Annotated in this window: 23 protein-coding genes; 9 read left to right on the top strand and 14 right to left on the bottom strand. The window is 41.6% G+C overall.

All coding sequences use genetic code 11. From position 1 onward, the window contains the following. Window positions 1-24: 24 nt before the first annotated feature. Window positions 25-882 carry a 3-deoxy-8-phosphooctulonate synthase gene (kdsA, locus tag ACNQO6_RS07035; RefSeq protein WP_343581466.1) on the bottom strand — a complete coding sequence of 286 codons (858 nt, stop codon included), beginning with the start codon at window positions 880-882 and terminating at the stop codon, window positions 25-27. A gap of 34 nt (window positions 883-916) precedes the next feature. Next, a complete protein-coding gene (locus ACNQO6_RS07030; protein WP_005230692.1) occupies window positions 917-2,548 on the bottom strand; it encodes a CTP synthase in 1,632 nt (543 codons plus the stop codon). A 370-nt stretch (window positions 2,549-2,918) separates the two neighbouring features. Here ACNQO6_RS07030 and ACNQO6_RS07025 point away from each other — a divergent pair, with 370 nt between their 5' ends. Further along, window positions 2,919-3,425, top strand: a complete 507-nt coding sequence (locus ACNQO6_RS07025; protein WP_440208482.1) for an internalin — start codon at window positions 2,919-2,921, stop codon at window positions 3,423-3,425. A 73-nt stretch (window positions 3,426-3,498) separates the two neighbouring features. Here the strand turns inward: ACNQO6_RS07025 and ACNQO6_RS07020 are convergent, their stop codons facing one another. From ACNQO6_RS07020 to ACNQO6_RS07005, 4 genes are all read right to left on the bottom strand, one after another. Beyond that, window positions 3,499-4,584, bottom strand: coding sequence for a YheT family hydrolase (locus ACNQO6_RS07020; protein WP_440208481.1), 1,086 nt, complete (start codon window positions 4,582-4,584; stop codon window positions 3,499-3,501). A gap of 14 nt (window positions 4,585-4,598) precedes the next feature. Continuing rightward, entirely contained in the window at window positions 4,599-5,318 is a 720-nt protein-coding gene (locus ACNQO6_RS07015; protein ID WP_440208480.1) for an SGNH/GDSL hydrolase family protein, read from the bottom strand. Window positions 5,319-5,357: 39 nt separating this feature from the next. Next, the gene (locus tag ACNQO6_RS07010) at window positions 5,358-5,765 is read right to left on the bottom strand and encodes a nuclear transport factor 2 family protein (RefSeq protein ID WP_343578596.1); all 408 of its coding nucleotides are present in this window, start codon (window positions 5,763-5,765) and stop codon (window positions 5,358-5,360) included. Window positions 5,766-5,833: 68 nt separating this feature from the next. Next, entirely contained in the window at window positions 5,834-7,858 is a 2,025-nt protein-coding gene (locus ACNQO6_RS07005; protein ID WP_440208479.1) for an oxidoreductase, read from the bottom strand. 125 nt (window positions 7,859-7,983) lie between these two features. Between ACNQO6_RS07005 and ACNQO6_RS07000 the strand changes: the two genes are divergently transcribed. Together ACNQO6_RS07000 and ACNQO6_RS06995 are read left to right on the top strand one after the other, a co-directional pair. Then, a complete protein-coding gene (locus ACNQO6_RS07000; RefSeq protein ID WP_199948312.1) occupies window positions 7,984-8,544 on the top strand; it encodes a PadR family transcriptional regulator in 561 nt (186 codons plus the stop codon). After that, window positions 8,544-9,464, top strand: a complete 921-nt coding sequence (locus ACNQO6_RS06995; RefSeq protein WP_440208478.1) for an alpha/beta fold hydrolase — start codon at window positions 8,544-8,546, stop codon at window positions 9,462-9,464. The genes ACNQO6_RS07000 and ACNQO6_RS06995 overlap by 1 nt, the downstream gene beginning before the upstream one ends. 45 nt (window positions 9,465-9,509) lie before the next feature. Here ACNQO6_RS06995 and ACNQO6_RS06990 read toward each other — a convergent pair whose 3' ends face one another. Next, on the bottom strand, window positions 9,510-10,553 hold the full coding sequence (locus ACNQO6_RS06990; protein ID WP_440208477.1) for a 3-deoxy-7-phosphoheptulonate synthase: 1,044 nt from the start codon (window positions 10,551-10,553) through the stop codon (window positions 9,510-9,512). A 615-nt stretch (window positions 10,554-11,168) separates the two neighbouring features. Here ACNQO6_RS06990 and ACNQO6_RS06985 point away from each other — a divergent pair. Next, a complete protein-coding gene (locus ACNQO6_RS06985; RefSeq protein WP_440208476.1) occupies window positions 11,169-12,740 on the top strand; it encodes an ATP-binding cassette domain-containing protein in 1,572 nt (523 codons plus the stop codon). 52 nt (window positions 12,741-12,792) lie between these two features. On the opposite strand, the gene ACNQO6_RS06980 is transcribed toward ACNQO6_RS06985, so the two are convergent. The 5 genes from ACNQO6_RS06980 to argC form a co-directional block, all read right to left on the bottom strand. Then, window positions 12,793-13,155 (bottom strand): YnfA family protein, encoded by a 363-nt coding sequence (locus tag ACNQO6_RS06980; protein WP_440208475.1) that lies wholly within the window; start codon window positions 13,153-13,155, stop codon window positions 12,793-12,795. Continuing rightward, complete coding sequence (gene clpA / locus ACNQO6_RS06975; RefSeq protein WP_004772396.1) at window positions 13,155-15,440, bottom strand: ATP-dependent Clp protease ATP-binding subunit ClpA; 2,286 nt, start codon at window positions 15,438-15,440, stop codon at window positions 13,155-13,157. Before clpA ends, ACNQO6_RS06980 begins: the two co-directional genes overlap by 1 nt. 576 nt (window positions 15,441-16,016) lie before the next feature. Further along, complete coding sequence (clpS, locus tag ACNQO6_RS06970; RefSeq protein ID WP_171067701.1) at window positions 16,017-16,430, bottom strand: ATP-dependent Clp protease adapter ClpS; 414 nt, start codon at window positions 16,428-16,430, stop codon at window positions 16,017-16,019. A gap of 22 nt (window positions 16,431-16,452) precedes the next feature. Next, window positions 16,453-17,202, bottom strand: coding sequence for a DUF6776 family protein (locus ACNQO6_RS06965; protein ID WP_005230716.1), 750 nt, complete (start codon window positions 17,200-17,202; stop codon window positions 16,453-16,455). 81 nt (window positions 17,203-17,283) lie between these two features. Beyond that, window positions 17,284-18,333, bottom strand: a complete 1,050-nt coding sequence (gene argC / locus ACNQO6_RS06960) for an N-acetyl-gamma-glutamyl-phosphate reductase (RefSeq protein WP_440208719.1) — start codon at window positions 18,331-18,333, stop codon at window positions 17,284-17,286. 296 nt (window positions 18,334-18,629) lie between these two features. On the opposite strand from argC, the gene ACNQO6_RS06955 reads away from it, so the two are divergent. The 3 genes from ACNQO6_RS06955 (at window position 18,630) to ACNQO6_RS06945 (ending at window position 22,503) form a co-directional block, all read left to right on the top strand. After that, window positions 18,630-20,144 carry a hypothetical protein gene (locus tag ACNQO6_RS06955; protein ID WP_440208474.1) on the top strand — a complete coding sequence of 505 codons (1,515 nt, stop codon included), beginning with the start codon at window positions 18,630-18,632 and terminating at the stop codon, window positions 20,142-20,144. Window positions 20,145-20,290: 146 nt separating this feature from the next. Then, complete coding sequence (phoA, locus tag ACNQO6_RS06950; protein WP_440208473.1) at window positions 20,291-21,775, top strand: alkaline phosphatase; 1,485 nt, start codon at window positions 20,291-20,293, stop codon at window positions 21,773-21,775. Window positions 21,776-21,891: 116 nt separating this feature from the next. Next, window positions 21,892-22,503 carry a CDP-alcohol phosphatidyltransferase family protein gene (locus ACNQO6_RS06945; protein ID WP_440208472.1) on the top strand — a complete coding sequence of 204 codons (612 nt, stop codon included), beginning with the start codon at window positions 21,892-21,894 and terminating at the stop codon, window positions 22,501-22,503. Here the strand turns inward: ACNQO6_RS06945 and ACNQO6_RS06940 are convergent. Together ACNQO6_RS06940 and rpiA are read right to left on the bottom strand one after the other, a co-directional pair. Beyond that, window positions 22,500-23,195, bottom strand: a complete 696-nt coding sequence (locus tag ACNQO6_RS06940) for a YgjP family zinc-dependent metalloprotease (RefSeq protein WP_440208471.1) — start codon at window positions 23,193-23,195, stop codon at window positions 22,500-22,502. The two genes, ACNQO6_RS06945 and ACNQO6_RS06940, sit on opposite strands and share 4 nt — an antisense overlap. Continuing rightward, window positions 23,195-23,866, bottom strand: coding sequence for a ribose-5-phosphate isomerase RpiA (gene rpiA, locus ACNQO6_RS06935; protein WP_009512766.1), 672 nt, complete (start codon window positions 23,864-23,866; stop codon window positions 23,195-23,197). Before rpiA ends, ACNQO6_RS06940 begins: the two co-directional genes overlap by 1 nt. Before the next feature lie 104 nt (window positions 23,867-23,970). On the opposite strand from rpiA, the gene ilvA reads away from it, so the two are divergent. Together ilvA and ACNQO6_RS06925 are read left to right on the top strand one after the other, a co-directional pair. After that, the gene (ilvA, locus tag ACNQO6_RS06930; RefSeq protein ID WP_343578606.1) at window positions 23,971-25,509 is read left to right on the top strand and encodes a threonine ammonia-lyase, biosynthetic; all 1,539 of its coding nucleotides are present in this window, start codon (window positions 23,971-23,973) and stop codon (window positions 25,507-25,509) included. A 155-nt stretch (window positions 25,510-25,664) separates the two neighbouring features. Continuing rightward, on the top strand, window positions 25,665-26,315 hold the full coding sequence (locus ACNQO6_RS06925) for a potassium channel family protein (RefSeq protein WP_440208470.1): 651 nt from the start codon (window positions 25,665-25,667) through the stop codon (window positions 26,313-26,315). Window position 26,316: the final 1 nt, after the last annotated feature.

Raw genomic sequence — 26,316 nt, 5'->3', positions numbered from 1 at the left:
AATAACAAGATGCAGATTATTGCATCAGTGGGTGTCTAACTTTTTGAATCCTTTAACTAAAGTATCCAATTCTTTTAATTGTGCCAAGAATGGCTCAAGCTGAGATAAACGCAATGCACATGGTCCATCACATTTTGCAATTTCCGGTTCCGGATGCGCTTCCAGGAATAAACCTGCTAAACCTGTTGCCATACCCGAACGTGCTAAAGTTGTGATTTGCGCACGACGACCACCCGCAGAATCAGCACGTCCGCCTGGTGTTTGTAAAGCATGGGTCACGTCAAAGAATACAGGCACATTCATTTCTTTCATGATGTCAAAGCCAAGCATGTCTACAATCAGGTTATTGTAGCCAAATGCAGAGCCACGCTCACAAAGAATGAGTTTGTCATTCCCGGCTTCCAGACATTTATGCAGGATGTGACGCATTTCATGTGGGGCTAAGAACTGTGCTTTTTTGATATTGATAATGGCTTGTGTTTTTGCCATTGCTTCAACAAGGTCAGTCTGACGACTAAGGAAGGCAGGAAGCTGGATAATGTCCGCGACTTCAGCTACAGGCGCTGCCTGGTAAGGTTCATGGACATCGGTAATGATTGGTACATTAAAATGCTTTTTAATCTCAGCCAACCATTCGATGCCCTTTTCCAGACCAGGACCACGAAATGAATTCAAGCTCGAACGATTTGCCTTGTCAAAGCTTGCCTTGAACACGTAAGGAATATCTAAGCGTTTGCAAATATCAACATACGTTTCAGCAATTTCAAATGCTAAATCTTTCGACTCAAGTACGTTCATTCCGCCAAATAATACAAATGGCAAATGATTTGCCATTTGTATATCGCCTAAACGTACAACTTCTTGTGGTTTTAATTGTGACATTTAAACTTTCCCAGTTTATTTAAAAACTCAGTATTTACTTCTGGTGCTGATTTTTAGCAGCCCCGATAAAACTAGCAAATAATGGGTGTCCATCACGTGGTGAACTTGTAAATTCCGGGTGGAATTGTACAGCAATAAACCAAGGATGTTCAGGAATTTCTACAGTTTCAACTAAATGTTGTACAGATGAATAACCTGAAATTTTCATACCAGCTTGTTCTAGTGCCGGAATAAAACGGTCGTTCATTTCATAACGATGACGGTGACGTTCAGTAATTTCAGCTTTGCCATAGACTTCACGGGTCTTGGTGCCTTCAACCAATTCAGATTTTTGTGCACCTAAACGCATGGTACCGCCCAAGTCAGACTCAAGGCTACGTTGCTGTAATTCACCACGTTCATCTAACCATTCAGTGATTAAACCAATGAGTGGATATTTAGTTGAACGGTTAAATTCAGTTGAACTTGCTTCTGGCATCGCTGCAACGTTACGTGCATATTCAATCACGGCCAATTGCATACCTAAACAGATGCCAAGGAATGGAATCTTGTTTTCACGTGCATACTGAATCGCTTTCATCTTGCCTTCAGTACCGCGCTCACCAAAACCACCTGGTACCAAGATCGCATCAGCCGTACTTAAAACGCTAATGTCTTGCTGTTCAAGCTCTTCAGCATTGACATAATCAATCTGAACTTTAACGCGGTTCTGGATACCTGCATGTAGAAGTGCTTCATTCACAGATTTATAAGCATCTGGAAGTTCTACATATTTACCGACCATCGCAACACGTACGGTATATTCTGGGTTCAGTAATGCTTCAACTACATTATCCCAGTCTTCAAGATTTGCTTCTGGAAGATCATTGAAACCAAAACGTTCACAAATCAAGTCATCAACATTCTGTTCATAGAAAGTACGTGGAATTTGATAAATTGTTTTAGCATCTTTACATACCACAACGGCACGCGCTTCAACATTGGTAAACAATGCAATTTTACGTTTAGTATCAACATCGACATCGTATTCGGTACGGCAGATCAGGATATCTGGCTGAATACCGATTGAAAGAAGTTCTTTCACAGAATGCTGGGTTGGCTTGGTTTTCAATTCAGCAGCAGATTTGATATACGGTAATAACGTCAAATGCATGAGCATTGTGCGTTTATGACCCAACTCAACCATAAGCTGACGGACTGATTCCATAAATGGAAGTGATTCGATATCACCAACAGTACCACCAATCTCAACGATCGCAACGTCGTAACCTTCACCTGCGCGAAGTACGCGTTCTTTAATGTTATCTGTAATATGTGGAATAACTTGAACAGTACCACCAAGGTAGTCACCACGACGTTCTTTGTTCAAAACGTCCTGATATACACGACCGCTAGTAAAGTTATTCAGTTTGGTCATTTTCGCACGACGTAAGAAACGTTCGTAATATCCCAAATCTAAGTCAGTTTCAGCACCATCCTCTGTGACGAAAACTTCACCATGCTGAAATGGACTCATGGTACCTGGATCGACATTAATGTATGGATCCATTTTTACCATAGTGACTTTTAAGCCACGAGCTTCCAAAAGTGCAGCAACAGAAGCAGCAGAAATACCTTTACCTAGTGATGAAACCACACCACCAGTGACAAAAATAAAATGGGTCATTGAGTTTCTCGTACAATCGAGCCGAAATCGGCCTACAATGTTGGGCAATTTTACTGTACTCTGCCCCTATAAAGCAAAGTCAAACCGCATCAATTCAAAGAACTATAAACAACTGGTTATTCTATCAGCATTTTCGATAAAAATTTACGGAATTTGTCGATTTTTCATACTTAAATTACGTTTAATCCTTCAATTCCATCCTCAAGCTTGTTAAAAACCGGTTTTCAAATCCCAGTAAATGCACTATCAGACGGATGATAATTTGCAAGCAATTATAAAATATAAACAAACTCAACAAAGCATAGGGATTTCTTCATCTACTTTTACTGTTATAATTGTGGCTGTCCTTATTTAATATGTTGTTTTAGCAATGGCAAATAAAAAACTTTTAATTTGTGCAGCACTGGCGACGGGTCTTTTATTAACTGCTTGTGTGAAAAAAGAAGAACCTAAAAACGAAGAGCAGCAAGAACAGACAACGACTGAAACTCAAACTCAGCCACAACCTGAACCTGAGAAAATCCAAGAGTTTGAATCGCTAGAAAGTGTTGACAAGCAAGAAGCTCCAGCGGCTGCAGTTGAAACAACGCGCGAAGAAACAGCAAATACCACGACTGAAATCCGTCGTGAAGTTCGTCCTGCTCAGACTGAAACACCTGCTGCAACCGAGACACCACGTACTGAACAACCTAAACCAGCCAAGACAGAGCAGCCAAAAGCTGAGCAACCTGTAAAAACCGAACCAAAACCAGCGAAAGTAGAACAGCCTAAAGCTGAACAAACTGCAAAAGCACCAAAATCATCAACACCAGCGCAAAGTGAAGATGATGCAGTTGCCGCTGCAATTGCTGCTGCTACGCCTGCATTAAACAACTAATGTTTTAATGGCTCGTTGTAAAAAGCCATGAGCTGACTCAATTGCAGCTCATGGCTTTTTTATTTCCATACGATTAATAATTCTTAAAAAAATCAGCCATCAAACGTGAAGCCCACGATTTCACACTCAACGTTTCATAGAAGCCGCAATGGCTGCCTTTCTTGGTGGTGACCACCGCTATATTTTCCATCTGCTGTATGGCTTCTTTATACGGCTCCAGATTCTTGATTGAGCATACTGGATCATCTTCGGCATTCAAAATCATCAATGGAATTTTGATATTTTCAAAAACATAGATCGGGTTGATGGCCTGACAATAACTTTGGTAATCCTGAAATCCCGCCATTTCAAAATATTCTTTCTCAAACTCTTCCAAACTGGTGGTTGTCAGCACTCTTTCTACAGAAGCAAGTTGATTCCATGTGTTCTGGTAGGGATAGATAAAATACTTAAAAAGCTTCTTGGTCATCATCTTGCTATAAAACGGATGAACATTCTTAAAGCCAATTTCTGTATTATAGCCTGGACACATTGCAAAGGCTGCTTTGAACGGTGTATCTGCACCTTGTTCACCTAAATAGCGCACTAACAAACCGGTACCCGCAGAAGAACCAACGGCATATAAGTCTGACTGCGGAAATAAGCCTTGAATATGAGCCAGTTGTTCTTTTAGATCACTGGTCGAACCAAATAGTGAAATGCGTGGCACAGGCATCGGTAACCCCGCATGGCCACGGCGCAAACACAGCGCAATTCTCCATCCAGTATATTCATGCAGGTCTTTGACCAGTTCGCGCATACTCTCAGGTGTACCGGTTATGGTATGCATGATGACAACCGTCGGCGTATCTGCCGGTAAATCATAGCCATACCATGCAATTGCTGTTACCCCACCATCCTGCATATGCAATTGCTCGATTCGATCATATTCGAGTTTGACCATCTTTTTACGGATCACATCAAAATACAGCAGATGGAGATGTGTATTGGTCAGCCACGGTGTTGGACGATATTTTTGCTTTAATTGCGGTAATTTTTCCAGAACATCTTTAATTTTCCCTTTCGGGTCATAATACATTTTCGGCTGTTCAGCACCGAGTACCGTATCAAAGAGTTCTGAACCTAAAACTTTGATTTTATCTAAAGCTGATATACCCATATCTAGTACCGCCTCTAATGATGAGTAAATGTTTGTCGCACTAAAGTAGCGACCTGTTGTCCCCAGATGGCATAAATTTCTTTGCCAGGATGAAAACCATCGCTGGCCATTGGCAGATTCATCGCCTGAAAAGTTTCTACATCATATTGAATGAAATGAAATTGTGGCTGCGGCGCCAGCCATTGTTGTAATACTTGATTCATCTGTTCTGCATATTGTCCAAATAACCAGGCCAAAGGATTCGGCAAGGCTGGAAAATGCTGCATCGGTGGTACACCAGACACAATAATAAGCTTGGGCTGAAACTGTTGTTGGATATAACTAAAAAGTTGTTTTTGCTGTTTCAACCAAGACTTTGCCGAAGTCAGTTTGGTGACGTCATTGACACCCATTGAGGTGACGATTACATCATAACATTGCTGATCTAACTGTTGTACTGTTTGGTAAACTTGTGCAGTGGTATCGCCTGTTTTTGCTTGCAGTTTCCATTGTAAGCGATATTCATTTTGCAACTCGGAAATGATGGCGCCCGATAAAGCGTGTTGTTGGGTTTCCACTCCCACGCCAGCAGCAGCTGAATCTCCGATAATCAGCAGAGACAATGGCTTGCCTTGGCCAATAATACCTTCGCGCGCGCCATCGGCCTCTAAAAGTCGTGGTGTATTTTTGCGAACTTTCCTACCCTGAATGAGTAATACAGGCAATAAAGCCAAAGTTGAAAATTTTAACCACATTTTAAATCTCTGACGACTACTTAGGCTATTTTTAGCGCTTTAGTTGGGTTGATACTTCGCAAATCTTGCGCCCATCTTTTCTGCCAATGCCGCCAAACCGCTCATTGGACGAATCATCACTTCAAAATCAATGATTTTTCCTTGCGCATTAAAGCGAATCATATCAATACCCTTAAGCGATTTCCCGCTGACATTGGCACTAAATTCCAATACCACATTCTCACCATTTTCGGTATAAAATTCACGATGATAGGTAAAGTCTTCAAAAACCTGAATCACATTGGTCAGAATAAAAAAGACCACATGTTTGCCTTCATAAGGTTTATAAGCAACGGGTGAACGAAATACCACATCTTCCGCAAGCAAGTCATTCAAGCCGGATAAATCGCCAGCTTGAATCATTTCATGCCAGATCGCTAAGGCTTGTTTCGTTGTTTCAAGTGTCATTGTTATTTTTCCTTCCTATCTAAAAGTGAAGGAGCATTTCCTCTAGTGAGAAAATGCTCCTTTCTACCTTATAAAACGGCTGCTAATTCAGCACCTTGACGAATTGCACGTTTTGCATCTAGCTCACCAGCTTCTTTTGCACCACCAATCAGATGAACATTTTTACCATCGGCTTTAAGTTGATCGAACATTGCGGTATAGGATTCCTGACCGGCACAAATCACCACATTGTCCACTTCAAGCACTCGGCTCTGACCATCGACGGTAATATGTAGACCTTGGTCATCTACCTTGTCGTAGCTCGCTCCCGCAATCATTTTCACATCACGATGTTTTAAGCCCGTACGATGAATCCAGCCCGTGGTTTTACCTAAACCTGCACCCACCGATGCTGTCTTACGTTGTAATAAGTAAATTTCACGTTCTGACTTTTCCAACTCAGCTACTTTTAATCCGCCGACATGCTGGTAAGTTGTATCAATTCCCCACTCTGCATAGAACTTTTCAGGGTTTAAGCTGCCACTATCTCCTTCGTGAGTTAGGTATTCTGCAGTATCAAAACCAATACCCCCCGCACCAATAATGGCAACACGCTTACCGACAGGTACACGCTCTTTTAAAACCTGGATATAGCTCAACACTTTTGGATGATCAATACCTTCGAATTGTAATTGACGCGGTGTTACACCTGTTGCAATCACGATATCATCATAGTTCGCCTGGCTTAGCTCTTCGTAAGTGGCTGTATGATTCAGCACTAACTCAATATTCGGCTGTAATTCAATCTGGCGTTTGAAGTAACGTAAGGTTTCGTAGAACTCTTCTTTACCCGGAATGGTTTTGGCGATATTAAATTGGCCACCAATCTGATTGCTGGCATCAAAGACTTTCACTTTATGGCCACGACTGGCTGCATATACCGCAAAGCTCAGGCCAGCTGGACCAGCACCAATTACGGCAATATTCTTGCCTGCATGGGTTTCTTTAAAAATCAGTTCTGTTTCATAACACGCACGCGGGTTGACTAAACATGTCGCAATCTTCATAGAGAAGATATGATCTAAACAGGCTTGGTTACAACCGATACAGGTATTGATCTCATCGCTACGACCTTCACTGGCCTTTAATACGAACTCAGGATCGGCCAGCATTGGACGTGCCATAGACACCATATCTGCATGACCAGAGGCCAATACATGTTCCGCCATTTCAGGCGTATTGATACGGTTTGAAGTAATCAAAGGAACTGAAACTTCACCTTTGAGCTTTTCAGTCACCCATGTAAATGCTGCACGCGGTACTTTGGTTGCAATGGTGGGAATACGCGCTTCGTGCCAGCCAATACCTGTATTGATAATGGTTGCACCGGCTTTTTCAATTTCTTTCGCCAGTTGAATCACTTCTTCCAGCGTTGAACCACCTTCAACCAGATCCAGCATCGACAAGCGATAAATAATGATGAAGTTCTCACCGACCAACGCACGGGTCCGCTTTACGATTTCAATTGGAAAACGAATACGGTTTTCATAACTACCGCCCCATTCGTCATCACGATGGTTAGTACGGGCCGCAATAAATTCATTGATCAGATAACCTTCCGAGCCCATAATTTCAACCCCATCATAGCCTGCATATTGGGCAAGCTTGGCACAGTTGGCAAAGTCATCAATGGTTTGCTGCACTTCGGCTGAAGTGAGGGCTTTGGGTTTAATCGGGTTAATTGGCGCCTGAATCGCAGAAGGTGCCACAATCTCAGGCTGATAAGAATAACGGCCGGTATGTAAAATCTGCATGGCAATCTTACCGCCCGCCTCATGCACAGCCTGGGTAATCACTTTATGTTTGTCTGCTTCGGCAATACTATCGAGCTTAGACGCATGGGCAAAGGTTAAACCAGCATCATTTGGCGAAATCCCGCCAGTGACAATCAATCCAACATCCCCTTTGGCACGTTCTGCATAGAATGCAGCCATACGCTCATAACCTTGTGGTGCTTCTTCCAGGCCAACATGCATAGACCCCATAAGCACACGGTTTTTTAAAGTGGTAAAGCCCAAATCAAGTGGCTTTAATAAATGTGGATAAGCTGACATGTTTTCTCCTTTGGCTCGCATTCTGCTTGCTAATGCAACTTGTTGCATAAAGTTATAAACAAGATTTGATTTTTATGCAACATATTGCATAATTCTGATGAGTCATTTTTTTATTATGGAACATCATGTCACTCGCCCATGTTTTATTGACCAGCCTATTAGAGAAACCGAGTACAGGTTTTGAACTGGCTCGTCGCTTTGACCGTTCAATGGGCTTCTTTTGGAATGCGACTCATCAGCAAATCTATCGTGAACTCAATGGTATGCTGAAAAAAGGATGGATTTCGACATTAGAAGAACAAGCTGCAAATAGCCGAAAAAAGACCTATCAAGTGGAACAACTGGGTAGAATACAACTGGCTGCATGGATTGAACAACAAAGTGAACCCGCTCAATTGCGCGATGATCTTATGGTCAGATTAAGGGCTGAAGCTCAACTGGGTGGCAATACCATTTTGCCGGAGCTGGAACGCCATTTATCGCTCCATAAGGAAAAATTAAGCCTTTATCAAGCCATTCATGATAAAGATTTTAGCAATAGCCAACCTACCAGCCGTGTATTGTTCATCCATAAAATGATTCTTGAACTTGGTATCATTACAGAAACTGAGTGGATAAAATGGCTGGAACAGATGATCCCTCAACTGAGAAAGTTTGAGGAAGCAAACGAGATTGGAGAACAATAATGCCATTTTATAGCATGCCGGATCAGGAAAAATTATTTGTACGACGTGTCGGTGAAGGTGAACCTGTACTGGTGTTGTCAGGTTTGGGCATGCAAAGCTGGCAATGGCTTCCTTTCTTATTTGCCAATCGCAAACAATATGAATTTATCATTCCAGACTGGCGCGGTTTTGGGGGCTCAAAACATTGTGCGATTCCGGATCTGGATGCAATTTCGAGCCACTGGAATGATATCAATAGCCTCATCCAGCAATTAAAACTGGATCAGTTTATCCTAATGGGCTATTCCATGGGGGCGACCACAGCCATGCACGGCATGAAGCATGGTAATTTGGCCGAGAAACTTAAAGCCTATTTACATATTGACCAAACGCCAAAGATCTCTGTCGATGACTCCTGGCAATATGGTTTATTCGGTGAAAAGCATCCTCAATTTAAAAGTCTCCTGCTTGATATTCAAACCTTGTTGCTTGAATATAAATACGTACAGAAGCTTGAAGATTTGCCGAATGATATTCGCTATAAGCTGGTGAGCTTATGGGGTGCGTTTATTGAACTACAAGGCAGTAATAACTATAGTCCGAAAATTTTCAAACTGGCGCTCAATCGTCCTTTCTTACAAAAATATTTACTTCCGATTCAACGCCTGGATTACTTGCTTTGGTATGTAGAAAACTATCTTAACCATGATGAAGATTATCGCGACGCAATTCGTCAGTTAAATTGCCCGACGACCTTCTTTATTGGTCGTGAATCTACCCTGTATCCAGAAACGGGACAAACCCTGATCGCAGAGAGCTTGTCAAATGCGACAGCGGTTTATTTCGAACGCTCTGGGCATACACCTCTGATTACCGAACCAAGAAAGTTTAGTCAGGAAATTGGTCATTTTCTTGCCGCTCATTCCATTCAGGCAGCTTAAATTGAGCTGAATAAAAAAGCCAGTCTGATGACTGGCTTTTTCACTTTAGTTTTTATGGCGCATTTGTTCAGCCACATCCAACAACACGTGTGCTGTTTTATCCCAACCTAGGCAACCATCCGTAACCGACTGACCATACGTCATATCACAGGAAATTTTTTGATTACCATCCACCAGATGACTCTCAATCATCACACCGCGTACTTTCGATTCAGCACGCTCTGCAATAATTTCCTGCAAGACTTGGGGTTGTTTTAGCGGATCTTTGGCACTATTGCCATGACTACAATCAATCACCAATGCTGGCAAATGCTTATGTTTGAAATGCATTGCCTGAATTGATGCCAGATCATAATTAGTGCCATGATTTGAACCACGTAAAATCAGATGTGGTAATGGATTACCCTTACTATGCAGAATCGCAGGTAGACCTTGTTGTGTCATACCGAGAAATTGATGCCCGTTCATCGCAGACTGAATGGCATCTAAGGCGATCTGGATCGAGCCATCGGTGCCATTTTTAAAGCCAATACTGTATGGCATGTGGCTGGCAATTTCACGGTGAATTTGTGATTCGCTGGTACGTGCACCAATTGCACCCCAAGCCAGCAAGTCATCAAAGTAACCTGTCGCCATTGGACTTAAGATTTCACTGGCAATCGGCAAGCCTTTTTCCACCAGTTGCAAATAAAGCGCACGGGACTTTTCTAGGCCCAGTTGCAAATCTGATGATCCATCTAAATTTGGATCGTATAAAAAACCCTTCCAGCCTACCGTGGTGCGTGGTTTTTCAATATAGGCACGCATCACCAGAAAAATCTGATCTTTGACTTGTTCTTGGAGTTGTTGCAGTCGATCAGCATATTCGAGTACTGCGACAGGGTCATGAATCGAGCAAGGCCCGGTAATCACCATTAGGCGATGATCTTGTCCTGATAAAATATTTTGAATCGTTTGACGATGTTTTGAAATTTGCTGCGCTAAATTAGCAGACAAGGGATACTGCGCTTTGAGTTGTGATGGCAAGCTAAGCATTGATTCTTTTGTGTGTGTTTGTGGTTGTGTCAAAGCAGTATTTAAAGCATTCATTTTTCAATTCCTTTGGACTGGCCTTCTTCGCAGTCCTTTTCATTTATTTGAGCAAGTGTGATCTAAGCGATGTTGATTTTTTTGCAAAGTAAAACCAGGTGATCTTGCTAAAATATGAATAATTAAATGTGTACATGCTATTTCTCCTAAAATGATGATTGTTAAAGCATAAAAAAACCTGATCGGTGTTGCCGATCAGGTATTAACTGGTTGGGCAACCCTTTTTGCTGCCCGAAACGCATCAGGCAACGATTAATATTGCCAAAAATAAAAGTATGCGTTTGTGTTTACAGTATGCTTTAACATGTTTATTTCAAATATCTAAAAAACTGTGTCTAAGTATTAAATTACGCACTATTTCAGCATTTGACAAGCATTTTTTATGTTTTTTTAATCAGCACTTCAAAATCCTGAAATTTGACCTTTACTCACTTAACTCATAGAATAGATGAAAAATACAGCAACCCGAGATTACGCCAATGAAGTAAGTCCTATTTTTATCATCAAAATCCCTTTTTATTTTTGATGTGCAAAATAGACTTATCTATCATTTAGCAACATTCCTAAAATTATCTATATTTCTCTATTTTGCATATCCTGTTTATGAGGTTTCTTATGACTCAGCAGGCATGTATCGTTTCAAATCTATCGCTTGAATTGGCGCAGCACAAACTCTTCGATCAGCTCTCATTCCAGCTTCCCTTAAATCAGTTTTGCGGATTGATTGGACGTAATGGTCAAGGTAAGTCAGTATTGATGTCCCTGCTTCAGGGATACTCGAATGAACTCGCTTTTTCAGGTCAAATTTCATGGCAATGCCCACATCAGCATCTTGCTCAGCTTCAGCGTGTACAAGCCCATACCATTGCTCAAGCGTTAGATATTGAAGATTTATATCAGTGCTTTGAACGGATTCAGCAAGGTACGGCTTCATTCTCCGATTATGATCAAGTTGAACAGCTCTGGCATTTACCCACCGAATGGCAACAACTGCTAGAAAGTGCAGCATTACCTACTGCACTGGATACACCGACTCAACACTTGAGTGAAGGCCAGAAAACCAAGCTTGCGCTTTGTCGGTTATTTCTTCTTAAAGATCATTATCTTCTTCTAGATGAACCGAGTAATCATTTAGATACTCAGGGACGACAATGGTTGATTGAGCAAATGGCACAACACCCTACTGGCGGTTTAATTATCAGTCATGATCGACAGTTGCTGTCTCATGTGCAGGGTATTTTTGCCTTAAATCAATTAGGGCTACATTACTATGGTGGCAATTATGCACTCTATCAGCAGCAGCATCAGCGACAAGTCGAAGCATTGTCAAATGCAGTGCAGCAAGAAAAACGCGAATTAAAACAGCTAAAAGAGCAACAGCATCAGAGTCAGATGAAAGCACAAAAGCGTAAAAAAACAGGTGAAAAGTTAAGAGCCTCAGGTTCTCAAGCTCCGATCTTATTGGATGCCAAGAAAGAACAGTCGGAGCAATCGCTTTCACACCTGCGCAAACAGCAGAGTAAACAGCTTGCAGATGCTAAAGATGAGCTGCAGCAAAAACAAACGCAACTGGAACACCTTAAATCCCAGTCTTTTGAGTTTACTCAAACGACAGGTAAATCAGGTGAAATCTTACGTTGTCAGCAATTGCAACTGGCTTACGCAAAGACCAAACCTATTGATCTGGCTCTATCAACGGGTGAAAAATTACATCTATGTGGTGCAAACGGTACGGGCAAATCCACTTTACTCAAAACCCTTCAAGGCTTAATCCCGCCACTTGCAGGAGAAATTTATTGCAAAGCAAGTGTTGTCTACCTGGATCAGAATCTTTCTTTACTCAATGAAAATCTATCTGCCGTTGAATATTTATGTGGTATAGATTCAAATCTGACCGAACAACAGGCCCGTACCCTATTAGGCAACCTACAAATCCGTAGAGATAAAGCCCTGAGCCCTTTAACAACATTGAGCGGTGGAGAACGTTTGAAAGTGGCATTACTGGCGCTAAAGCAACAAGCGGTTGAGTTGTTGCTTCTCGATGAACCAGAGAACCATCTCGATATTGAGTCTCGTGAACTACTGGCTCAAGCGATTCACTCTTTTAATGGCGCTGTGATACTGGTGTCGCACGATGAAAGCTTTGTTGCAGAATGCGGAATCCATGCAAACTATGTACTCCGTTAACTCACATAAGACTTAAGATCAGCATGGTGATCATTTACACCATGTTGATCATTTAATGAACCAAACCTTGCGGCTGTAAAATAATCAGGCAGGCGCCACACACAACAACGATCCCACCGAGAACATCCCAACGTGTCAGCATGACCTGGTCAACATAGCGCAACCACATCAAAGCCGTAAAAATGTAGATCCCGCCATAAGCCGCATAAATACGTCCCGATGCAGCCGGATGTAAGGTTAGCAGCCAAACAAATACAGCCAGACTTAAGGCCGTAGGAATCCATAACCAATGTGACTTTCCTTGATTCAAAATCAAAGAAGGAAAATAGCAACCTAAGATTTCAGCAATTGCTGTGACGAAAAATAACCCAAATACTTTAAGTACTTGGGTTATTGAGAATGAAATTTCAAACATTAAGCAGGTTCAGCACTCGGATTGATATGATCTTCAAATACTTCCAGTTTTAAACCGACTTCTTTGCCATTTTCTGTTTTCACAGAAACCGCAACGTTTCCGCCATGCTCAGCAAGCTCACCAAACAGGATCATCTCAGCAAGCGGCTTTTTCAGATGTTCCTGAATCAGACGTTGCATTGGACGAGCACCCATCAGACGGTCATAACCGTTGGTTGATAACCAGTCACGTGCACTTTGATCGACATCCAGCACCACCTGTTTCTCATCCAGTTGCGCTTGCAACTCGGTTAAGAACTTATCGACCACTGAATCAATAATCGTGGTTGGAAGTGCTTTAAATTGAATTACGCCATCTAAACGGTTACGGAATTCAGGTGAGAATGCACGTTTCATCGCATCCTGATTGTCTGAACTATGATCTTGTTCAGTAAAGCCAATGCTGGCACGGACAATACTTTCAGCACCAATATTGGTGGTTAAAACAATAATCACATTTCTGAAATCAGACTTTCGACCATTGTTATCGGTCAAAGCACCATGGTCCATGATTTGCAACAGCAAGTTGAATACATCTGGATGCGCTTTTTCGATCTCATCAAGCAAGAGCACGCAATGCGGATTTTTATGAATCGCATCAGTCAGCAAACCACCTTGATCATAGCCAACATAGCCCGGAGGTGCACCGATCAAACGGGAAACCGCATGACGTTCCATATATTCCGACATATCGAAACGAACCAGTTCGACACCTAACAGCTTGGCAAGCTGTTTGGTAACCTCAGTTTTACCTACCCCTGTTGGGCCAGCAAAAACAAAACTACCCACTGGTTTATCTGGCGCTTTCAAGCCTGCACGAGATAATTTGATCGCAGATGAAAGTGCCGTAATAGCTTCATCCTGCCCAAACACCACACGTTTCAGATCACGTTCCAGATTCTCAAGCACGGACTTATCATCTTTAGAAACCGTTTTCGGTGGAATACGGGCAATCTTGGAGACAATGTCCTCGATATTTTCAACAGAGATGGTAGTACCATCTACTTCCGCTTTTAGACGACGTTGCGCACCTGCTTCGTCAATCACGTCAATCGCCTTGTCTGGCAAGAAACGGTCATTGATAAATTTCGCAGACAACTCAACAGCCGCAACTAACGCTTTATCATCGTATTCCACATGATGGAAATCTTCGAACTTGTTTTTCAAGCCACGTAAAATTTCAATCGTTTCATTAATACTTGGTTCATTCACGTCAATTTTCTGGAAACGACGGGACAATGCATGATCTTTTTCAAATACCTGACGATATTCCTGGAAAGTAGTTGAACCAATACAACGTAAGCTACCATTTGCTAATGCAGGCTTGATCAGATTCGAAGCATCCATGGTACTGCCCATGCTCGAACCAGCACCAATGATCATATGAATTTCATCAATGAATAAAATCGCATTTGGATTCTTTTTCAAAGCATTCAACAATTGTTTTAAACGCTTTTCAAAGTCACCGCGATACTTGGTACCTGCGACCAGTGCACCGATATCCAGACTATAGACTTCCGCATTTGCCAATGGTTTTGGTGCCTTACCATTCACGATTAACCAAGCCAGCCCCTCAGCAATTGAGGTTTTACCGACACCTGGATCACCAACTAAAAGCGGGTTGTTTTTACGACGGCGACATAAAATTTGTGCCGCACGCTCAATCTCTTTTTCACGTCCAATTAAAGGATCTGTTTTACCCTTTTGAGCTTCCACATTTAGGTTAAGGGTATATTGCTCCAATGGGCCTGCATTGGCAGATGCCGCATTTTCACCTTCAATATCTTCAACTTCTTCCTCAACCTGAATCTCATCTTTACGTGTGCCATGAGATAAGTATTGAGTCAGCGTCAGACGGTTAATTTGATGACGTTTAAGTAAATAAACGGCAAAAGAATCTCGTTCCGAATACATTGCAACCAGAACATCCGCGCCTTCAACGGTACGATCGCCGCCGCTTGACTGAACATGGAAAATAGCGCGTTGCAGAATTCGATCAAAACTCTCTGTCGGATGAGGCGCCTGTTCACTATTATCACCAAGTTTCGGGGTATGTTGCTCTACATATTCCTCTAATTCTTTACGCAAAGTAACGATATCAGCACCACAGGCTTTTAACGCATTTACGGCCGAATCATTATCCAGCAAGGCAAGCAACAAGTGTTCAACTGTCAGAAACTCATGTCTCTTTTGACGAGCCATGCTAACAGCCAAACGTAACGATACTTCTAATTGACGACTGAGCATGTAACCCCCTTATATCTTGGGCTCTATCAAAAAAAGAGCTATCTTTTAATGAAAAAGCGAATTATTAACTTGATCCGCTGAGCTTCTGTAAACGTGGTTGAATCTACATCTACAACTCTCTTTGCTTCATAATCTACTGTTAGCATTAGTTGACTATACTGGTCAAGTTTCAAAACAAAGTATTGTTGTAAAAATTCAATTACAAAGTGAATAAAACCCGCCTATTTGTCCAAATATTAATCAAAACAGGTAGGTTTGTTTAATAAATAACAAAAATTAATATTCAAAGAAAATTTTCAGATATTAAATATGGCTCAAAACGATTCAATCTATTTCTTTAACATTTTCGGTAATCAATAATATACAAAGAGTGCAATTAAAAATATTTTGAAAAGCGTTAAAAACACCTCTCAAAATAGTGACATTTTGCTTAATGCTGTTACTCATAACATAGCCATACTATGGCGCAAGGTCTTGCGCATGAGGAATATATCCCTTAAAAAACCTTCGCTTTTCTTAACGTCTGCACTCACAGCGTAGCTCTTCGTCTTGCACTCGGACAAAGCGTTGCTTTGTTTATCCTCGCTCAGGTTCGATCTGGCATAACAATGGATGGCCTTGCGCGCGGGCATAGTTATTCACCTGATTGGCTTTGGTTTCGGCGATATCTCTTGGATAAATGCCTGCTGTTCCCTTACCTTCGTAGTGAACAGTCAGCATGACCTGACTGGCCTGATCAAAGTCCATACCAAAATAACTTTGTAGAACTTCAATGACAAAGTCCATCGGTGTGTAATCATCATTCATTAAAACTACCGCATATAATGGCGGACGTTTTAATTCAGGTGGGGCTGTTTGCACAACCACTTCACCTTCATGATCTTCCTGCGAATCACTTAAACGTGGATTTAAGTGCCAATCGACATAACCTGATTGATGAAAAGAGTTTTTCACTTCACTTAAATTCATTTGACGCTTGTATCTTCGCATATCCAGTTCTTAATCTAAAAAATTATTGAGCATTCGCTTCGGCTTGAGGAATTTCTGACACAAAAGCAGAACTTACATCTACAGGCTTACCACGTTGCCAGCTAAAACGTTTAATGATCGGTGTACCTGATCCGGTTAAGCGCACTTCAATAAATTGAGGTGTAAAGCCTTTTGGCATGGTCCAACGACCAGTTAAACGCTCAAAATCTTCAAAGTTGAAGTTTTTATCTTCTAAAGGTACCACTAGAACTTCAGTGTCCTTAATCAGACGTAATTCGACTGAACCTGAAGCACGGCGTTTGTTCGGGCTAACCTGAACAAGATCAATCTGATACTCATACGCATTTTCAGGTAATGACTTAATTGCCATATTCTGAATCGTTAAACTTACACCACCACGTTGTCTGAGGATTTCACGATAAATCGCATTCATTCCCTCAAACTGGGCTTTATCTGCATTGGCCTGATTCACAGATTTGAATAGGTCATCTGCGTTGCCTACCGCCATATCACGCTCTTGTACAGCTGCATTTAGGCTCTTACTCACAGCATCCAAAGCGGTCTTCTGTTTCTGAACAACATCTACCAATTGTTCCGCATCTGCATCGTAACCAACAACGGTTAAACCCTGACGGTGTCCGACAGTATAACCCAGCATAAAACTACTACCGATCAGAACGGTAGCACCAATAATCAAAGGTAAATTCGTTTTTAAAAACTTATTTTTTTCAACGGAACTGTCTGGTGAAGTAGTCGGTTCAACGTTTTCCATCATCATCTCTATCGTTATGATTTGCATCAAAGCACACATTAAAATCGAAATTTAAATGTGTGTGAAGTAAAAAAGCGTTTTTTATGGTAATAAACCAATACCTTCTAAGCCAGCAGCCTCATCAAAACCGAACATGAGGTTCATATTTTGAATCGCCTGACCCGCTGCACCCTTCACTAAATTATCTTGCGCTACCAACACAATCAGCTTATTCGGTTGCGGGCGATAAAGCGCAATTCTGAGCTCATTCGCACCACGAACGCTACGAGTTTCCGGTGAACTATTCGCAGGCATCATATCGACAAAGCGTTCATCTTTATAGAAATCTTCATAAAGCTTCTGCAAGTCTGTTTGCTGACCCTGTTCATTTAAATCCACATAAATCGTGCTCAACATGCCACGAATCATCGGAACCAGATGAGGCACAAATATTAACTGATCAAACTGACCTTTTTGTCCTGAAATATTTTCCAGTGCTTCAACAATTTCTGGATGATGACGATGTCCAGCAACACCATAAGCCTTGAAATTATCTGCATTTTCACTGTAGATCATACCTAGACTGGCTTTACGACCCGCACCGGATACACCCGATTTTGCATCTACAATGATACTTTGAGTATTGATTAGTTGCGTTGCCGATTTTAACAATGGCGCCAAACCTAATTGTACTGTAGTTGGATAACAGCCAGGATTACCAATCACTTGCGCCTGTTTGATCTTTTCGCGGTTTAATTCAGTTAAACCATAGACAGAGTCTTTTAAAATCGCTGGACAGCTATGTTGCATGCCATACCATTTCTCAAATTGCTCAAGATTTTGCAAGCGAAAATCAGCTGCCAAATCAATTACTTTAGTACCAGCAGCGGTTAAGGCTTCTGCATGCTGCATGGCAACACCATGCGGCGTTGCGAAAAACACCACATCACATTGTTTTAACTGTTCTAAATCCAGATCTGAAAACTCAAGTGTCGTATGACCACGTAAACTTGGGAACATATCAGCAACGCGCTTTCCTGCTTCTGTACGAGAAGTGAGAATACGAACTTGAACCTGTGAATGTCTAAGTAATAGACGTAATAGTTCAACCCCTGTGTATCCAGTTCCACCAACAATACCAACAGAAATCACGTGTGACACCTCTAGCTTTCATTTAGGCCAGTAGTATGGCAGTTTGCCCTGTTTTACACAATCTTCAAGTCTCTAACTTTTAAGAAAATAAATACCTGCTATCTAGGAAATTTATGCAGTTATCTTCTGTTTATATTTTTATGAACCCATAATTAAAGACAAATCAATTTTGTTTTATTAAAAATGATTTCACCATTGGTCAAGAAATACTATTGTTTCCGTGAGGGATTCGAATAGAATAAAAAAACATTGCGGTAATAATAAATTTCATGGATGCAAAATTTTGGAGAGCTGGAATGCCTTCTTTGATACAAAAACAAAGATTAAATCGCTATATTTGCTTGGGACTTAGTACACTACTATTAAGTTCAACATTAGTCGGTTGCGGAAGTGGTGAAAGTGAAGCTCCTCCTCCGACAGAGAATCCAACAACACCAACGCCTAGCCCAAGAACCCTGAATGTTAAAGTTCCTGTTGAGATGCGTAATATAATCATTAAAGTGTATGACAATACAGAGAACACTTTAATTTTAGAGCAGAAAGCCAATACCACCACCAATCTTGCACTTACCTTACCTCAGAATATTCAAAACCGCATTTACAGGATAGAACTATCTACCCAACCTTCTGCGCTTATTTATAATCCCTTATCTGGTCAATACAACAATATTTCTACCACATTAAACGCCTTAATCGAGATTAACCTCAACTCAACAAGCACGCAGACTGCTTTTATTAATCCAAGCTCTGAAGCGATTTATCAAAGAGCACTTGTTCGCTCTGGGTATCTTCCAACCGATGCCGAAATTAATCCCAAAGGAATTAGTAGCCTACACATTAAGCTGGCTTCAAATGATGTAAATACAGCCTTATTAAGTGCCTTTAATAGTATTGACCTGCCTAATTTAAGTCCTGCCTATTCCCTCAGCAGTTTTACAATTCAAGATGTCGCTGATTTTCCTTCACTTTACACCCATGTCTTTTTTAGTTTTGGTTATATCCAGCAATGGGCTAATACTTTTCCAACCAACTTCTTTACGGAGTTTACAAAAAATCTGGCAATTGACTTAAGAGATGGTCAACTTGATGCAAAAAAACTTCGAGGCGATAAAACAGCTTTAAAAACTCTTGTCTCTACTGCACCAGAAAATATCGATCCAGCTCAAAATACGCTGTTAAAGATCGCGGCAAACCAAAAAATAGTTCGGGATGAATATGGTGCATCTCTAAAAGAATCAACCCTACAACTGGCGAAGAACTACCAACAGAATTCAATCAATCCATCAGGCTATAATTTATTAGAACAAAAAGTTTATGCTTTTGATCCTCAAGTAGAGTCTAACGATTCATTCCGCGTTTCTGGTGCTGGAGATTATCGCCGCGCAGTTGGTTTTGTTGATACAACAGCAACCTGTAATGGCTCTGCTTATCCATGTAAGCAAGGCTTAACAGGAATTAATCTGGTGAACGTGAATTTGCCTTCTATCGAATATCTGATTGGTCATTATGAAGATGGTAATGATTGCCAGCTCAATATTCGGGCAAATGGTGTACTTGAACTGATTAAAGGCTCTCAAACTTATCGCTCAACACTTGATGCGGACAGTACCGACAACTTGTTACAGGTCAATAAAACAACTCACGAATATCTTTTAAATAGTAGTTCATCGCAACCCACCAACACCACCTTCCAATATAATTTTATTCAGATCCAAATCAAAGCCAATCAGGTAGTCAGTGCAAGTGCTGGGCTTGACAATCGTAAAGCTCCAGATCAACTGCAAACAACACAATTACAATGTAGTTTTTAAACCACTTAGCGTATAAATCAAGGTACTGGAATTTTGGTTCTAGTGCCTTTTTAAAATAATATAAAGAAAATCAAAATATAATTTTAACCAAACCTTAACATTTTATTATTACTATCCATTTCAACTAATATTTAGGTTGAAATTAAGTGAAACTTAAACCATTACTTTTACCTGCCCTTATTTCATTACTTGTTGGTTGCGGTAGCGACAATGATTCCGCTAATAATAACCAGCCTGCCCCACAACCCAAACCACCAACGACTGAACCTCCTATTTCTTCTCCAAACCCACAGCCTGGAGAGTTATTAGAACCAGGTGCAAACGGTGATATTCGTCAGTTCGGTGGTGCAACCCGCTTAAAACAAGAGCGCACACAAGCATTAAAAAATTCTTTAAGTGACAAGACCGTAAAAAATATTATTCTCTTTATTGGCGATGGAACCAGTGATTCCGAGATTACCTCAGCCAGAAATTATGCCGAAGGCGCTGCGGGTTATTTTAAAGGTTTAGATGTTCTCCCTTTTACAGGAAGTTATACCACGTATGCACTGGATAAGAACGGTGCGATTGATTACGTCACAGACTCTGCAGCTTCTGCAACTGCATGGGCTTCAGGGGTTAAAACCTATAACAATGCACTGAGTGTAGACATCTATCAAAAACAACATGCAACTATTCTGGAACTTGCCAAGAAAGCTGGTTTTGCGACGGGAAATGTCACCACCACAGAGTTACAAGATGCAACGCCTGCTGCCTTGGTTTCCCATATCAGCTCACGTAAATGTTATGGACCAAATGAAACCAGCAAACGCTGTCCTGAAAGTGCGCTTGAGAAAGGTGGATTAGGCTCAATTACCGAACAGCTTTTAACAACTCGAGCAGACGTGACTTTAGGCGGCGGTAAGAAAACATTCTATGAAGTAGCAAAAGCAGGTCCTTTCCAAGGCAAGACCTTATTTGAACGCGCGAAATTAGAAAACTACCGTATCGTCGAAGACCTCAACGCGTTAAAAGCAGTTGATCGTGCCAATCAAAACCAACCTTTACTCGGTTTATTTGCAGATGGAAATCTTCCTGTGATCTGGACAGGTCCAGCAACTCAATTGAATGGACATAAAAAGGAAGCGGAAAGTTGTAGAGATAATGCTGAATTTAGTGCTTCTACACCCCGCTTGGCTCAAATGACTGAAAAAGCCATTGAGTTACTTCAACCCAACCCTAAGGGTTTCTTCTTACAGGTTGAAAGCGGTTCAATTGACAAAAGAAATCACGCTGCTGATCCATGCGGTCAAATTGGTGAAACCGTACAACTCGATGAAGCGATTCAGGTTGCCTTAAAATTTGCAAAACAACATGGCGACACTCTGATTATTGTCACAGGTGACCATGCGCATACCAGCCAGATCATTCCTGTGGATGGTGACAGCCCTGGCCAAACAGCAGCACTTAAAACCAAAGATGGTGTCGCAATGGCAATCAATTATGGCACTGCACCTGAAGGTAAAAGCCAGCATCATACCGGCGCCCAAGTTCGTACAGCCGCTTATGGTCCGCGTGCGGCCAATGTATCAGGCTTACTCGATCAAACTGATTTATTCTTCATTATGAGAGATGCTTTAGGCATTAAATAGTTTTAAGGACAGCAGTCTTTCGAGGCTGCTGTCATTTACATGAAAGCGATCATGTTAAAACTGTTACATTTATCCAGATGCTATACTCAAAATAATCATGTTATTTCACTTTATTCATGTCTTTAAAATATCAAATTCCGACCTTACTGGTTTATTCCAGAGTCATACTCGGTTTTCTCATCGTCGCAGTGACTTTATTTCAACCTGAATTTTATCCGGTCTATACCGTTATTTTTCTTAGCCTTGGTCTGCTTAGCGATATCTTTGACGGCATGCTTGCCCGACATCTCGGGGTTTCAACTGAACGCTTGCGCCGACTTGATTCTAATGTTGATCAAGTCTTTTTTATTTGTGCAATCGTTTCGATTTACCTACAACAGCCGGCTTTTTTCCAACAACAACTCTATCCAATCATTATTTTAGTTGCATCTGAAATGGCGATTTATGTGGTCAGTTTCATTAAATTTCGCAAGGAAGTTGCCACCCATAGTCTGGGCGCCAAAATTTGGACTTTATTTTTATTTGCACTGTTGGTGCAAGTGACGCTAACAGGACAATCCCACATTCTGTTCCTGATCGTGTTCTGGCTAGGAATTCTGACCCGTGCAGAAATCATTGCTATCATTCTTGTGCTGAAACACTGGCAGAATGATGTTCCAAACCTTAAACAGGCTTGGCGTATCCGAAAAGGTTTAGCCGTACAACATAACCGCTTTTTTAACGGTTAGTCCTTTTTATAATACCAACTCGGTAATTGAATTTGCTTCAACTGCTGACGATGCACAAGATAATTTGGATCATATTTGGCAACTTCATTCCAGAACGCCGCGCTATGGTCAAAATGTCTGGTATGTGCCAATTCGTGTACGCACACCGCCCTGACATTATGTTCAGGCATGAGTGCCAATGCGGCACTGAGCATAATGTCATGTTTGGAGCTACAACTACCCCAGCGGGTTTTCGGATTCCGAATATTACAGGATTGATAAGCCAAGCCGATTTCCCGACTGACCTGATCCAGATAATCAGGTAAAAACTCCTTGGCATAGGCCATGACAGCCGCCTGTAACGCTTTCTCCGGCGCCGTAGCTCGTATAAAGATGGTTTGCTGTTCCCAATCAAACTTAAAAATATGTCGTTGTGTTTGTCGAATGATCTGAAACGGTTGAGAATGAGAAAATAATGAAAGTTGCTCGGGAAAATCTACATTCTGACTAAATTGTTTTTGTTGTCTGCCCCAAGTTTCAACCAGCCATTGCTCAGAATGAGTCAAAAACTGCTGGATCTGTTTTTTACTACAAAATAGTGGAACCGTTAAACGAATACCTGTGGGTTCCACACGCAAGCGCAGATTTCTCGCCCTTGCATGTCGAACCACTTTAATTTCAGGTAATAAGGTTTCTAAAGAAACTGCCTGCATTATTGTGCAGTACGCTCTTCGATACCATTATTGGTTGCAACAATCGCAATACTCGCTGCATTGAGTGCAAAGATACCATTCGTGACCACCCCAGGAATATCGTTAATTGTTTTTTCCAGCTCAAGTGCATTAAGAATGTTTAAGTTAAATACATCCAGAATCACATTACCGTTATCCGTCACCACGCCTTCACGGTAAACCGGATCACCGCCTAAAGCGACGATTTTACGTGCTACAGCAGAACGTGCCATTGGAATCACTTCAACAGGAAGTGGAAAATCACGACCTAACTGATCGACCCATTTTGAATCATCAACAATACATACAAATTTCTTTGCGATCGACGCAACGATTTTTTCGCGGGTTAAGGCAGCACCACCACCTTTGATCATATGCATATGGCGATCAATTTCATCAGCACCATCTACGTAGGCATCCAGACCACCTACAGAGTTCATATCAACCACTTCGATGCCGAGCTTCTGCAAACGCTCAGCTGTTGCATTCGAACTGGCAACGGCCGCCTCTAATTGCAATTCAGGCAATAAATCAATTAAAAAATTAACGGTACTTCCTGTTCCTACGCCCAAAATGCCGCCTTTAGGCAAATGTTTCAAAGCTGCTTTTGCCGCAGCTTGTTTTTTTTCATCTTGGGTTGCATATAGACTCATGACTTCACTCAACTATTTTGACATTTGCTGCAAGAAAACAGCGCAAATGCACGGGGGTTTGCTACAATGATCATCTATTTTAAACTGTTATAGGGAAGAAGAACATGCTGTCTCGTGTGGTACGACAAATTTTACAAGCAACGGTTTACGATGTTGCAATTGAAACACCGCTTGAAGCAGCTCCACGAATTAGTCAAAAAATTAATAATAACATTCGATTTAAACGTGAAGACTTACAACCCGTGTTCTCTTTCAAGCTCCGCGGTGCATATAACCGTATTAGCCAGTTACCTAAAGATCAGCTTGACCGTGGTGTGATCTGCGCATCGGCAGGTAACCATGCACAAGGCGTGGCATTGTCTGGAAAAAAATTAGGTATTCCTGCGATTATCGTCATGCCAAGCACCACACCTGATATTAAAGTTCAGGCAGTTAAACGCTTAGGCGGTCAAGTGGTGTTATACGGCGATAGCTTCGATGTTGCCAATAAATATGCAAAACAACGTGCAGAAGATGAAGGACTGGTTTTCATCCCGCCTTATGACGATGAACTAGTGATTGCCGGTCAAGGCACCATTGCCAATGAATTGCTGCGCCAATGGCGTGATGTTGAATATGTTTTCGTTGCTGTTGGCGGCGGTGGTCTGATTGCAGGTGTTGCAGCCTATCTCGGTGAAGTCGCGCCACACGTTAAAGTCATCGGCGTTGAATACGAAGAGTCGGCATGTTTAAAAGCTGCCCTAGAATCCAATGAACGTGTGATATTACCGCATGTGGGTTTATTTGCCGACGGTACGGCAGTTGCTCAAATTGGTGAATTGCCATTTGATGTGATCCGTTTACGAAAGTCGGATAATTCAGGTCCAATCGTTGAACCAGATATCGTAACGGTCGATACAGATGAAATCTGTGCTGCCATTAAAGACACCTATGATGAAAATCGTAGTATCGTCGAACCGTCTGGTGCCATGGCCTTGGCGGGGATCAAGAAATATGTTGCAGAGCATCAATTGACCGGTAAAAACATGGTCTCGATTGTATGCGGCGCCAACATGAACTTTGACCGTTTACGTTATATTGCAGAACGGACCGAGTTAGGTGAACGCCGTGAAGCCATTTATGCCGTGACCATTCCTGAACAAAAAGGTGCATTCCTGCAGTTCTGTCGCGCCCTTCAAGGTCGTAATATTACCGAATTCAACTATCGTGCCAGCTCAAGCAATCTGGCTCAAGTCTTTGTCGGCATCAGCCTCAAAGGTGGTGAAACCGAACGCCATGAAATTCATGAGATGTTGAAACAGCAATATGAAGTCGATGATCTGTCTGATGATGAAGTGGCAAAACTGCATATCCGTTATCTGATTGGCGGTCATGCCAATATTGAAAATGAGCGTCTGTTCCGTGTTGAGTTCCCGGAACGTCCAGGTGCACTACTTACCTTCCTTGAGCGCTTGGGGCCAACCCATAACATTACCCTGTTCCATTACCGAAATCACGGTGCCGCAGAAGGTCGTGTGCTGGTCGGCCTGGAAGCTACGGATGCCAAACAGAATCCCGATGGTCTGATTGAAACACTGGAACAGATCACTTATCCATATGCTGAAATCAGCAACAACATTGGTTATCAGCGTTTCCTTAAATAATCACCTTCAATAGTTAAAGCCGGCTTGATGTCGGCTTTATTTTTTCGTCCCTGTTAATGGGTTGCGAGACGACAACACAAAATCATTACAAACGGAAAATCATTCCATTTTAAAATGAACAAAAAGACATTTTTATCATTTAGTTAAGGACAGTTATGGCACAGTTTGCAGTCATTGGTTTAGGTAGTTTCGGGGCAACTGTTGCATTAGAGCTCACCAAACTAAATCATGATGTCATCGGAATTGATACCATCAAGCGCAATGTGGAAAATCTGGCGGATCGTATTACACATGCAGTGATTGCCGATGCCACAGATGAGCATGTTCTGGAAGAACTGAATATACAAAATTGCGATGCCGTGGTTGTTGCGATTGGTGAAGATATTGAGGCCAGCATTCTTTGCGTACTCAACCTGAAGAATTTAGGTGTTGAAAAGATTCTAGTTAAAGCCAAGACTAAGGCCCATCATACGATTCTTTCCCATTTAAATATCAGTAAGATTATTCATCCAGAAGAAGACATGGGGGTCCGTGTTGCTCAGGCATTAAACTATCCAATGGTGAGCCGCTATATGGCACTGGATGACGATCATTATATTGTCAAAGTTCCAGTCAATGAAAAGCTCAACAATGTCAATTTATCAGGGATTTTGAAGCAAGAGCCCAATATCAAACTGTTATTACTTAAACGCGACCAGCAGATTTTTTATGACACTGATCCAAATTTTACCTTAAAAACGGATGATGTACTGATTTTGGAAGGTTCGCTTAGCCATCTCAGAAAACTTTCAGGATGTTTCGCATAAC

The sequence above is a fragment of the Acinetobacter calcoaceticus genome, assembly GCF_051947995.1.
In the GTDB taxonomy this organism is placed as follows: Bacteria; Pseudomonadota; Gammaproteobacteria; order Pseudomonadales; family Moraxellaceae; genus Acinetobacter.
This window is presented reverse-complemented; position numbering and strand designations above follow the sequence as displayed.